10 protein-coding genes are annotated in these 12,322 nt (G+C 58.6%); 5 read left to right on the top strand and 5 right to left on the bottom strand.

What is annotated here, in order from left to right; all coding sequences use genetic code 11:
* Window positions 1-196 precede the first annotated feature (196 nt).
* Both OHL22_RS10570 and OHL22_RS10565 read right to left on the bottom strand, forming a co-directional pair.
* A complete protein-coding gene (locus OHL22_RS10570; protein WP_263336652.1) occupies window positions 197-847 on the bottom strand; it encodes a YdeI/OmpD-associated family protein in 651 nt (216 codons plus the stop codon).
* 50 nt (window positions 848-897) lie between these two features.
* Window positions 898-1,761, bottom strand: a complete 864-nt coding sequence (locus OHL22_RS10565; RefSeq protein WP_263336649.1) for a DUF1003 domain-containing protein — start codon at window positions 1,759-1,761, stop codon at window positions 898-900.
* A gap of 171 nt (window positions 1,762-1,932) precedes the next feature.
* Between OHL22_RS10565 and OHL22_RS10560 the strand changes: the two genes are divergently transcribed.
* Entirely contained in the window at window positions 1,933-3,387 is a 1,455-nt protein-coding gene (locus tag OHL22_RS10560) for a glycoside hydrolase family 125 protein (protein ID WP_263336646.1), read from the top strand.
* Window positions 3,388-3,603: 216 nt separating this feature from the next.
* Here the strand turns inward: OHL22_RS10560 and OHL22_RS10555 are convergent, their stop codons facing one another.
* On the bottom strand, window positions 3,604-3,879 hold the full coding sequence (locus OHL22_RS10555; RefSeq protein ID WP_263336643.1) for a PQ-loop domain-containing transporter: 276 nt from the start codon (window positions 3,877-3,879) through the stop codon (window positions 3,604-3,606).
* Between the two features lie 102 nt (window positions 3,880-3,981).
* Between OHL22_RS10555 and OHL22_RS10550 the strand changes: the two genes are divergently transcribed.
* The 3 genes from OHL22_RS10550 to OHL22_RS10540 all read left to right on the top strand — a co-directional run bounded on the left by OHL22_RS10550 (window position 3,982) and on the right by OHL22_RS10540 (window position 8,997).
* Window positions 3,982-4,842 (top strand): hypothetical protein, encoded by an 861-nt coding sequence (locus OHL22_RS10550; RefSeq protein WP_263336640.1) that lies wholly within the window; start codon window positions 3,982-3,984, stop codon window positions 4,840-4,842.
* 99 nt (window positions 4,843-4,941) lie between these two features.
* On the top strand, window positions 4,942-7,734 hold the full coding sequence (locus tag OHL22_RS10545) for an amylo-alpha-1,6-glucosidase (protein ID WP_263336638.1): 2,793 nt from the start codon (window positions 4,942-4,944) through the stop codon (window positions 7,732-7,734).
* Between the two features lie 207 nt (window positions 7,735-7,941).
* Window positions 7,942-8,997, top strand: a complete 1,056-nt coding sequence (locus OHL22_RS10540) for an acyltransferase family protein (protein WP_263336636.1) — start codon at window positions 7,942-7,944, stop codon at window positions 8,995-8,997.
* Here the strand turns inward: OHL22_RS10540 and OHL22_RS10535 are convergent.
* Window positions 8,986-9,540 (bottom strand): molybdopterin-binding protein, encoded by a 555-nt coding sequence (locus tag OHL22_RS10535; protein ID WP_263336634.1) that lies wholly within the window; start codon window positions 9,538-9,540, stop codon window positions 8,986-8,988. The two genes, OHL22_RS10540 and OHL22_RS10535, sit on opposite strands and share 12 nt — an antisense overlap.
* Window positions 9,541-9,840: 300 nt before the next feature.
* Window positions 9,841-10,884 (bottom strand): DUF2235 domain-containing protein, encoded by a 1,044-nt coding sequence (locus OHL22_RS10530; RefSeq protein ID WP_263336632.1) that lies wholly within the window; start codon window positions 10,882-10,884, stop codon window positions 9,841-9,843.
* Between the two features lie 451 nt (window positions 10,885-11,335).
* Here OHL22_RS10530 and OHL22_RS10525 point away from each other — a divergent pair, with 451 nt between their 5' ends.
* Window positions 11,336-12,313, top strand: a complete 978-nt coding sequence (locus tag OHL22_RS10525; RefSeq protein ID WP_263336627.1) for a hypothetical protein — start codon at window positions 11,336-11,338, stop codon at window positions 12,311-12,313.
* Window positions 12,314-12,322: the final 9 nt, after the last annotated feature.

Below are 12,322 nucleotides of genomic sequence, written 5' to 3'. Positions count from 1 at the left end.
TACTGCTGCTTTCAGCAGGTCAGGCTGCCCAGCAAGGATCAAAACTCGCCTCAGGGGCTGAAGCCCCGGTGATCGCGTTTGCTTTGTGCCGGGGATAAATCCCCTGCCTACCTTCCCGGTCTATCTTTTTTGACGCGGTCTATTTTTTACTCTGGCCTATCTTTTTGATAGGTTTGTCAGCAACCTTCGCTATTTTTTAGCAGTTCTGGTATTTCCAGTTTCGCTGCTTGCCTTCGGCGATCCACTCGACGGCCTGGGTGATGCGCTTTTCGCGTGTTTCGTCGCGCTTGGCGTCGGCGATCCATTCGAGGTATTCGCGCTTACAGCTGGGGCTGAACTTTGCAAAGACCGCGGTTGCGGCTTTGTTTGCCTTTAGAGCCTTTGCAAATGCGGGATGCATCTCGACTTCGGTTTTTGGTTCCTTGGCTACGCGCGGGCGCGCCATGGAGCTAACGTATTTGCCTTCGTCGATTTGTTTTGCCGCGAGCTTGAGGATGGCGATCATCTGCTTGTTTGCAGGAAGATCTTTGACGCTGGTGAGCTTGCCCAGCGAGCCCATGCCTTCACCGGAGAGCAGGCCAGCGTCGTTGAGGACCTGGGCCATGTCCTTGCCCCAGAGGCCGAAGCTACAGTGCTCGTTGAAGCCGGCCATGTTGGCGAGGATGACGCCTTTGTACTCGAAGAAGGCATGGCTCCACTTGATGGTCTCGGTTACGTCGGGGACGGCTTTGTGCACCAACTCGCGTAAGTGCTCCAGGATGGGCTGCGCGAAAGGCTTGCACTTTGTGATGTACATGTCGACACGCGGGTCGAAGGCGCGTGGATCAAATGTCTTGGCTACAGGCATGGAAATCACTCCCGGTCAAAGGTGAGCCACAGTATAGCCGGAACTGCGCCTTACTTTTTGCCCGTAATACCCTGATCCGGTGAGGCGGCGCGTTCGCGCATGGTTTCTTCGATGTCGCATAGCTTCTCAGTGACGAGGTTGAGTTTGTTGCTGAGGGCCTGGATTTCGGCTTCTGCGCGGCGGTTCACGTCGAAGTCCAGCTCGCTGCGCAGGCGGTCTTTTGAGTCCTGGCGGTTCTGGCTCATCATGATGACCGGGGCCTGGATGGCGGCGAGCATGGAGAGGAAGAGATTGAGAAGAATGAAGGGATAGGGGTCCCAGGATTTGTTTCTGAGCAGAATGCTTGTGGTGGAGTAGACAACGAGTGCGACGCAAAAGGAGATGATGAAGGTCCATGATCCGCCGAAACCTGCTACATGGTCGGCGATCCGTTCGCCGAAGGTCGCGTCCTCCTCTATCAACGTGTTGGGATTACGCGCGGCACGCATCTTGATGAGGCGCTGTGTGGCGTGGAATTGGCGGCCCATCATGGTGAGCATGTCGAGGCCTGCCATGGGTTTCTTTTCGAGCAGGACCGAGATGTCGTGGCGGTCGATCTCGATGCAGGTGGATTCTTCCATCGCCATGGCATTCGACTGGTGCTCCGTCTGGTCCATCATGGAGGCAAATCCGAAGACGCCTCCATGCGCAGGGGCGTCGATGAGTACCTCCTGCTGATCCTCATCGACGGTGGTCACGTGCACTGTACCGGAGAGGAGCACGTAGGCTCGCAGGGATTGCTCGCCGATCTTGAAGATGCGCTGACGCGCGGCAAACTTTCTGGGCTCGACCTGAGAGGCGAGGACGGCTAACTCTTCGTCGTCAAGGAGTTGAAAGAGGGGAACGTGCTTGAGTTCTTCGGGATCGCAGGGCATGCTGGGTCGCTCCGATTTGGTCAGTCTGGCTTGAAAAGCGGCGTCACAAGACGATATCAGAGACGAGAGAATTTTGTGTTATTGGCAAACGGAGGACGAGGCAGCCGGCGGGAGGCTGGGTTCTTTAGAATGGGCTTGCAGCAGAATTGCTATCTCAAGCTGGGAAGATACATGCCGATTTACGATGTGACGCGCCGCGAATGGATGAAGGGAGCGGCTGCGCTGGCCGTTTCCGCGTATAGTGCAACGAGCTTTGGAATGCCGCAGGCAGAGTATGGAGCGGCGCTACAACTGCCGGAGGCGCGGCCCAAGGCGGCGGAGCGGAAGTTTGTGAGTCCGGCGGTGGAAGAGACTATCGCCGCGACGCAGAAGAAGATTGCCGATCGGGATCTGGCGGTGCTGTTTGCGAATTGCTATCCGAATACGCTGGATACCACGGTTTCGCCAGGGACATTTGAGGGCAAGCCGGACACGTTTGTGGTGACGGGCGACATTGATGCGATGTGGTTGCGGGATTCGTCGGCGCAGGTGTGGCCGTATCTGCCGCTGCTGAAGCGTGATGCGAAGCTGAAGGAGCTTGTTGAGGGCGTGATTCGCAGGCAAGGGCGGATGATACGGCTCGATCCGTATGCGAATGCGTTTTTGCGCGAACCGGGCGACAAGCCGCTGAGCTGGGCGGTGGATGACAAGACGAAGCATGTGCCGGGAGTGGGCGAGCGGAAGTGGGAGATTGATTCGCTGTGCTATCCAATACGGCTGGCGCATGGGTACTGGAAGGAGACGGGAACGGCGGAGCCGTTTGACGCGGCGTGGAAGGATACGGCGTGGACGATTGTGCGGACGTTTCGCGAGCAGCAGCGGAAGCATGGGCCGGGGCCGTATTCATTTCAGAGGTCGAGCCCGATCCCGACGGACACGGTGCCGCTGAGTGGATTTGGCAATCCTGCGAAGCCGGTGGGGATGATCTATTCGATGTTCAGACCGTCGGATGATGCGTGCATTTATCCGCTGTTTGTGCCGGCGAATCTGTTTGCAGTGCATAGCTTGCGGCAGTTGCAGGAGTTGGCGAAGGGTCCGCTGGGAGATGTGAAGCTGGCGGCGGAGTGCGATGCGCTCGCGACGGAGGTGGCGCGGGCTACGGCGCAGCATGGGCTGGCGCTACATGACACGCTGGGCGCGATCTGGGCATATGAAGTGGATGGATACGGCAATGTGCTGAAGATGGATGACGCGAATGCTCCGGGACTGTTGAGCCTGGCGTATCTGGGAAGCTGCGCGCCGATCGATCCGCTGTATCTGAAGACGCGGAAGTTTGTGTTGAGCGGAGATAATCCGTACTTCTTTAAGGGAACGGCCGCAGAGGGAGTGGGTGGTCCGCATATTGGGCTGGGGTTTGTGTGGCCGATGTCGATCATGATGCGAGCGCTTACGTCGCTTGACGATGCGGAGATCAAGCAGTGTTTGCGATGGCTGCGGGATACTACGGCGGGGACAGGGCTGATGCATGAGTCGTTTCAGTGCAACGATCCGAAGAACTTTACGCGGGCTTGGTTTGCGTGGGCGAATACGCTGTTTGGGGAGCTGATTTTGAAGGTGGCTAAGGAGCGGCCTGGGTTGTTGGCGTAGCGGCTGGACTGTGACGGTGAAGGTTTTGGCAACGGCCACTCATCTTGCCAAAACGCGGAATGAATAGGTGCCCGTGTTGTGGGGATGCGAGCGAAAAGCAGATCCCCTTCGGGGATGACAGATAGAGAAGCAGGAACAAAAACAGATCCTTCGCTACGCTCAGGATGACAACAATGTTCTCTCCAGAAACTTTATTGGCAATGCGTGCAAGGCAAGCTATTTCGCAGAGTTGCGAACGCGGTAGAGGATGGCTTGGGAGGTGACGGCGCCGCAGCAGACGAAGCTAGCGATCATGCCTAGAGTGAGGGAGCGGTCTTGCTGGTAGATGCCGTGGACGATGCCGACGAGTTGGAGCAGGTTGAATCCGCCGAAGGTGACAAGTGAGACGCCTTCGGCGGATTTTTTGCGCCAGAGGGCGATGGCCTGCGGGACGAAGAGGAGTCCGTTGACGACGAGGCCGAGGCCAAAGAGGACGGCGATGATTTCTTTCATGTTTAGCAGGTTAGCGGGTTCGTGAACCGGCGAACAGACGAATGCTGTGTCCATTGGCGGACGGAGGGGCTGGCTGTGATAGATTGCGGGCTTATGAGGCGATTGGACTGGGTTCGAGTAGTGGTGGTGGGTTTGTTGTTGGCTCTGGTGTCCGGAGTTGCGATTGCGCCAGAGATGGCGGTCGCTGCGACCAGGACGCGGCATGCGAAACCGGCTGCGAAGAAGAGCGATGCGGCGAGCCAGCAGCAACAGGCTCAGGATCAGTCGCAAAATGCGGATCAGGCGAAGGATACGAGCGGGCAGACGTTCATTACGTATTCGCAGAAAGAGAAGGACCCCTGGGATAAGGCGGGGGTAGTCGCGGAGTATCTGGCGGCGCTGGCGGGGCTGGGCGTCGTGGTGGTGGGTGCGCTGCTGCTGACGCGGATCAGCAAACAGACGGAGGCGGCTGCCGAGGCTGCGAGTGCGGCGCAGTTGCATGCCGAGTCGCTGGCGGCGACGGAGCGGGCGTGGCTGCTGATTGGTCCAGCGCGCGGGGAGCAGGACTGGTCGCGCGAGGGGGCGTTCCATTGGGTGATTCGGAATGTGGGGAAGACTCCGGCGCGGCTGATGGAGACGCAGGCGCGGTGCCAGGTGATGACGGCTGGCGCGGAGATTCCGGAGAGGCCGTTTTATGGCGATGCTGTGTTTCTGCATGACCGCATGCTGGCGCCGGGGGACGAGATACGGCTCTCGACATACTGGGGCGTAGAGACGGAACGGGGATACGAGCCGGTGGAGAATGCGGCAGCGATGCCGCGATTTGCATTGCTGGCGTATGGTTCGGTGACGTATCTGGATGTATTTGACCGCGAGCATGAGTCGCGCTTCTGCGAGGAGTATGTGTTTGATGGCGCGGGAGACAGGGTGTTGCGGTTTGCGCCGAGGCTGGACGCGTCGCCGGAATATACGATGCATCGATAGCTCAGACAGGCGTGGCGTGATGGTTTTCCGATAGGAAATGACCGTGTATGCGGGAACGAATCTGACGCAGCCGGAGCAAATGCCGTAAACTACCCGCCGATGAGACTCCTCAGACTTCTCTCTTCTCTGCTTGTATTTGTTGCCGTTTTTGATGTGGCTGTTTTCTCTGCTGGTGCGCAGGCACCAATGCCGCGGCCTGTGTTTGAACCTGTGGCGGCGTTTCCTTTGACGCAGGATGGGCTGGTGATTTCACGGCCTGCTGAGCCGGCGCAACCCTTTACTGTGGCGGGTCCGCGTGGAGTGGTGGTTGGCACGCAAGAGGGGACGTTTGAGTCGTGGGTGCTGCCGGTGAAGCTGCTGAGCCACATCACGATTGAGGCGAATATCGAGGGGTATCCGGTGCCGATACCGGTGAACGATCATGCGGCGAATATCGAGGTTCGGCCCGATCACACGACGATCACTTATAGCCATCCGGGGTTTACGCTGCGGCAGATTATGTTTTCGCCGGCGGATGCTGGTGGGAGCAATGAGCCGTCGACTGGGCCGGTGGTGATGTTTCAGATCGATGCGCTGCATCCGACGGATTTTGTTTTCCGATTTACGCCGGAGATGCAATGGATGTGGCCGCGGCGGAATGATGGGATTCCGGGAGCGGACTGGGTCGCGAGTGTACCGCCTGTGCCGACAAATTCGACGGAAGAGCCTGCGGCAGTGACGCCGGGGTATTACGTGCTGCATATGGATTATCCGGACCTGGCTGGTGCGGTGACGATTCCGGGTGCGGTGCCGGGAGTGATGGCTCCGTACCAGGAGCGGCCGCAGGTGCATCCGCTGGAGCTGCGTCTGCACTACGATCCGAAGCGCGATGGGAATAAATTTTTTCCGCTGCTGATGGCGGTGGGGACAACGGCGAAGACGGCAAGCGAAGAAGCATTGGGCGAGGCGCTGAAGCGGCTGAACGACAATCTCGCTGCGGACTATGAGGCGGAGGCGAAGCACTATCGCGAGGTGCTGGCGAGCTCGACGAAGATTGACACGCCGGATAAGAAGTTGAATGAGGCATTTCAGTGGGCGGTGGTTTCGATTGAGCACTTGCGGACGCTGGAATATCCGGGATCGGCTTCGCCGCAGGGAGTAACGTCGCCGGAGATGGCGATGGTGGCGGGGTATTACCAGTCGGCGGATTCGGCCCGGCCGGGGTTTGGGTGGTTCTTTGGACGGGATGCGCTGTACACGCTGTATGCGGTGAATGGGTTTGGGGATTTTGCGCTGACGCGGTCAGAGCTGGAGTTTCTGATGCGGCGGCAGCGTGCGGATGGCAAGATCATGCACGAGTATTCGCAGACGGCGAATGACCCGACGGTGGACTGGAAGGCTTTTCCGTACATGTATGCTGCGGCGGATGCTACGCCGCTGTTTCTGATGACGGTGCGGGATTACTATCGCGCGTCGGGCGATCTGGATTTTCTGAAAGCGCATCGGGAGGCGATTGAGAAGGCGTGGGCGTTTGAGACGGATGCGGCGCATGACACGGACCACGACGGAATCTACGACAACAGCCAGGGAACGGGCTGGGTCGAGAGCTGGCCCGGCGCGATGCCGCACCAGGAGGTGTATCTGGCGTTGCTGGATGAGCAGGCCAGCCGGGCTTTTGGGGTGATGGAGACGGCGCTTGGGGATTCGACGAAGGCGGATGCGGCACAAGCGAGAGCGAAGCAGATTTCGGAGACGATTGAGAGGGAATACTACGACGCGCAGAAGGGATGCTATGCGTTTGCTACGAATCCGGCGGGCCAGCCCAATAGTCCTGCGGATCATACGCGGACGGTGTATCCGGCGATTGCGTATTGGGATGATGGAGCGGCGTTGGCGCATCCGGAGGCGTGTTTATCGGAATGGGCAGCACCGGCGATCGACACGGATTGGGGAACGCGCGATGTGGCTGACGATGAGCCTTACTACGACGGCATGAGCTATCACCAGGGATCGGTGTGGCCGCTGTTTACGGGGTGGGCGGCGCTGGCGGAGTATCGCGCGGGACAGCCGCTGGCTGGTGAGCAGTTGCTGATGCAGAATGTGGATTTGACATGGGCGCAGGATCCGGGCGCGGTGACGGAGCTGCTGTCGGGCGATTACTTCATTCCGTTTGGGAGGAGCACGAGCCATCAGTTGTGGTCTAGCGCGATGGTGATTACGCCGATACTGCGGGGGTTGTTTGGGATTGAGCTGGATGCGGCGGCTAATGTGGTGACGGTGAATCCGCATTTGCCGGCTTGGTGGGCGCATGCTGCGGTTTCGAATCTGCATTTGGGGAACAAGGTGGTTGATTTGAGTTTTGATCAGGCGAACGACATCGACCGTCCTAACTCTCAGGATCGCGCGAACGCTCTGCTGACCGTATCTGTGTATGCGCCGGAAGGCGGTCGCAGTGAGCTTGCCAAGATCAAGTTGCGCAGCGATATTCCGGGTGTCCGAGGGGCCGGAGCGGGTACTCATCGGAACTCGATGGCGACGGGAGAGCGGCTGCAATTTCCTGCCCCTGCCGTTGAACCGATTTTGCCGGAACACAGTTTGCCGGTTCCTGGTTCGCGGACCGCTCAGCTCAAGGTTCTGTCGGAGCATTACGAGGAGAACGAGTTGACACTGGAGTTCTCCGGCACGCCCGACAGTTCAGCGATTCTTTATCTGAGACAGAACGGGCCGTATCGACGGATACAGATCAAGGGCGACCCGGAGAATCGGGGCGAGGCGGCAAAGCTGCTCCGGTCCGACGATGATTTGCCAAGCAATACATCGGCTTCGGACCCACGATTGCAGTTGTGGTTCCTCCAGCTTCATTTCCCCAGAGGTGATGGTTGGCAGACTATGAAAGTTACGCTGACCTGGTAGGAGCGTGTATCCCGCGTTGTTGAGCGCGATCCGGGGCTAAAGCCCCTGCTTTTGTGGATGGCTAATTCAGGGGTATGAATGCCCCTGCTCCGTCCGGTTCGCGCATTCGCGCGAATGCAAAAAACAATGTGATGACATCCCGGAGACAACATGCTTGGCGCTCCGCAGTAGCCTGAGCCTGCGATTGCTTTCGCGATCCGAGCCAAGATGTCCTCCTCACGTCACATCAAGAGCCTGCAGGCTGCGCGGGGAATTGCAGCGATTCTCGTAGTCATCTGCCATGCCGCGGCCTTTGTTGGAGAGGAGCCATCTCTCTGGCACCGATACTCTCTCTTTCTGTGGCTGCGAGGGACGGCGCTGGGGGTTCAGCTTTTCTTTGTGCTGAGCGGCATTGTGCTGTACACGGCGCATCGAGACGATATAAGGCGGCAGCGCAATGGAGCGGCCTTTTACTGGAAGCGCTTTCGCCGCATTTATCCGCTGTATTGGATCTTCCTGCTACCCACGCTGTGGAAGCACTCGGTTTCATTCACAGGCGATCTTGCTTACATGCGTGATCCGTGGGTGATTGCGTCGAGCGTGCTGCTGGTGCATCTGTTTTCGTGGCAGTCGATCATGGTGGTTTCGTGGTCGCTCTTCGATGAGATTCTCTTTTATCTGCTCTTTTCTGTGCTGCTCTTTCACAGGCGCGCTGGTGCGATTCTGCTATCGCTTTGGTTCCTGGGAGCGCTTTTCTTTCTGAATCCAACGGAGATGTACTGGGCGACAATCTTTTCTCCGAATCATCTCCTGTTTGGAATGGGCATTGCTGTGGCATGGGCGCTTGAACAGGGTTGGCATGTGCGGCCACGGCTGTTTTTCTGGTTAGGATCACTTGTCTTTGTTGCTTGTATGGCTCTTGATGGTTGGTGGACGCGCGGGATGGCGGTTCGCCTGGTGGCAGGTGTTGGGGCGACGGGAATTTTGTATGGAGCGGCCGTGCTGGAGCGAGATGAGAAATGGAAAGTTGCGGGCTGGCTGACGTTTTTAGGCGATGCCTCTTACTCGATCTATCTGGCGCATTTCATGGTTGTCTCGGTGGTAGCACGTTTCTGTTATGCGCATTGGGGGAGATTGCCTGTTCCTATAGGAGTCTGGTTGGTGGTGTTGATTGGCTGTGGTGTTGCCGTTGGAATCGGAGTGTATCTCGCGATCGAGCGGCCTCTGCTTGCGCTGCTGGGCAAACGCAAGCAGCGATCTCTTTCTTTGGTTTCACTGTCGTAGTTTTACTAGCTCGATTTTGACGATGGAGTAGATGCTGCGGGCGTGCATTTTGTCGGCAGGGCTGACGATGCGGAAGGGTTGTTGCGGGCCGGGGAGTGGGGCGTTGTCAGCCCGGTCGGCGACGAGGACCTTTTCACCGGCGAAGGCGGGGTCGATTTCGGCAGGTGCGAAGAGGACCTGATAGCCGTCGCGGGCGGTGATGAGGATGTAGCTGGCCATGCCTTTGCCGGTCATGCCGCGGCCAAATTGCCAGCCTGCTTTGATGAGCAGGTCGTAGAGCAGGACGCCCTGGTAGGTGGTGGTGTTGCCGTCGGAGCTGAGCGATGCGGTGGCGCGGGGCATGGCGTCGAGGTCGGCGGCGGTGAGCGAGAGGGTGGGTTTGCCGATAACTTCGACAGTGAGGGTGGGTGCGCTGGCTGCGGGTGCAGAACCTGCGGTTGTGGAGGCATCTGCCTGGGCACGGGCTGAGGTGGGCGCGGAGACAGCGAGAGCGAGAAGGCAAGCGGCGCTGAGATGGAGGATCGTTGCTGGCAGGGGCCTCATAGGCAACAATGTATCCGAACGGGATGTGGATGCTGGGCAAAATCCGTAGAAAATCGGTGGGGCCGATTAATCGAGAACCACGAGGTGGATCTGCCGTGACTGCGAGGAATACGGCGACGATGGCGCTGCGATTGCTGGTGGTGCAGATATTCGTGGTGCTCACCCTTTTCGCAAGATACGCGAAAAATGATGGGCACCACGAGGGTTGTGGTGATGCGAGCAAAATCGGATCCTTCGCTATGCTCAGGATGACAACCTGCTTCTTACAAAAACCTACTTCGCAGGACAGCCTGCTTCTGGTCAGAAGGGACTGTTGCTTACGAGGTCCATGAGTGCGTAAGTGGTGGCGAGGGCGTCGTCTGTGAAGGTTAGGTTTTGTGGGCGGTAAGCGTCCAGGTATTTGGCGCGGATGGAGACGCTGTTGGAGAGGTTGGAAGCTGAGGCAATGGGGCGATAGAAGGGGTTGCCGTCGACGGGTTTCCAGCTATCGGTGTAGGCGTCCATGGCGTATTCGGAGGCGAGTGTGCCGTATTTGGCTACGACGGCAGGATCGGCGGTTAGTCCGCAGGCGATGCCTTTGCCGAGCATGTAGCCCATGGTGATGTCGCAGAGGCGGGTGTTGTTATCAACGGGGCCGCCGGCCTGGTTGCCGCCGCCCACGTCACCGTGGCAGCCGGTGAACCAGATCTGCTCGAGAGTCTGGCCAGGGACGGGGGGATCGAGCGGAGTCCAGAGTGTGGCGGGGAATTGAGGTCTGTGCTCGTCGACTGCGAGGCAGTGAAAGGCGTTCTTGACGTCGGGGTGAAGGTTGGTGTCGAGGAAGCCGTACTTGTCGACATCGATTTTGCCGAAGATGGCTGGGATGCCGAGGGAACCGACGGTCTCGAAGGCACCGATCATAAAGATGCTGGCGGGGACGAGGTTGCATGCGCCTAGCGTGGCGAGGATGGCGGCGCGCTGTGCGGGGGTGCGATAGGCGGAGAAGACCTTGTCGACACAATCATCGGTGAAGGAACCGGAAGGAAGGCCGCAGTTGGCGATCATGCCGGCGACGCAGCGGGCAGTGTAGGCTCCGCGGGAGAAGCCGAAGAGATAGAGCTGGTCGCCAGGCGTGTAGGAGTGGGCGATGGCTTTGTAGCCGTCAGTAATTTTCTTGAAGATGGTCGTCGCAAAGGCGCCCTCGAGGATGCGATCAAGGCCGGTGGCGTCGGCGCCGATGCCGTCGTCGTAGATGATGTGCTGATCGGCAGATTCGACAAAGGCTTTGGAGAGACGGTAGATGTTGGTGTTGTCCAGCGGTCCCTGCCAGGTGCCGTCGCTGAGGTAGACGATTCGTTTGGGCATGGTCTTGCTCCTATCGATGCGGCTGGCGCAGGAGATTTGCCTCGGATGGAGGCTGCTTCTGCGCGGATACGCTCTTTAGTGATGTGAACCCAGAAGAAGTTTCGCAAGGAGGATACTCTGACGCGGGGCAATTGGCGATGGAGATTTCGTGCTTGACTCTGCAAATCGATTCAGGAAGGCTTGAGACCGGATCGATTGGAGAGGAATAGAGCGCAATGGGCGAGACGGCAGCAACACAGTAACCGGACCTGGGGCCACCCGCAGTGATCAGCGTGGATGCTTTCGCGCGATGGTGAAGCGATTTCGGGACTGAAGACACAAATGAAAGAATCGTCCGCGTTTTGAGCGGATTCGATTGACAAGGGGGCTGATTGTGGTGTCCCATGCGGGCATGCGAACGACGGTGGATTCCTGTGCGGCGGGTCACGGCGCGGGATGCAACTCCCTATGGATGACGCGAAGCCTGGCGGCGATGGTTAGCGCTGGCCTGTGCTTCGCGGCATGTGGATGTAACCAGAAAGCGATTACGCAGCAGGTGAAGGCGCTGGCGGATGCGACGCCTCCCGTGGTGACGCAGTCGCAGGCGGCGTACGACACCGCGAATTCAATTCACAACCAGCGCGAAGACTATGACGCGATCGATGCGTTCAACAATGGCGATTCGGCTTATTACGCAAAGGTGAAGCCGTTGTTGAGCGAGAGCCAGGTGGAGGTGCGCCTGGAGGTGCTGAAGGGTCTGCAGACGTATGTGAAAGAGCTCACTGCGATTTCAGATGGGCTGGATACGAAGGATCTGGATGCCTCGGCGAAGTCGATGGGCGGAAGCCTGACGGCGCTTGGAAACCAGCAGGGGCCGATTATCGAATCGGGATTGGGGCTGGCTACCTCAACGATTACGACTACGACCACGACTACGACCGTTTCCGGCGGGACGACGACGAGCGCCGTAAGCAGTTCGACTTCTCCTGCGCCGCCGATCACATCCACGATCTCTACGGGACTGACGAAGGGTGTGCAGGCGCTGGGGGAGTTTTTGACGTATCGCGTAGAGCAGAAAGAGCTGCCAGCAAAGGTCACGGCGATGGATGGTCCGATGAAGGATTTGTGCGGCAAGCTGGCAGCGGAAGCGGATTATCTTGCGGATGCTGAAGAGAAAGACCTGGACAGCCTGATTGTGCGGCAACGACAGTTTTTGACGAGCAGCGCGGTTATTGATCCAGCGGTGAAGCGGAATGAGATTGAGAAGATGCCGCAATGGCAGCGCCAGGAGACCGCAGGGCATGAGCAATTGATGAAGCTGAAGTCTGCGCTTGAAGACCTGTACATGAAGCATCACGCGCTGGCGGTGCAGCTGAGTGGGGGAAACCCCGGGAGCCTGAAAGAGACGCTGAGCAGTCTGGCTGAAGCAGGGTCGAGTCTGGCGAAGTAGCGAAGTGGA

The organism is Acidicapsa dinghuensis (assembly GCF_025685685.1).
In the GTDB taxonomy this organism is placed as follows: Bacteria; Acidobacteriota; Terriglobia; order Terriglobales; family Acidobacteriaceae; genus Acidicapsa; species Acidicapsa dinghuensis.
This window is presented reverse-complemented; position numbering and strand designations above follow the sequence as displayed.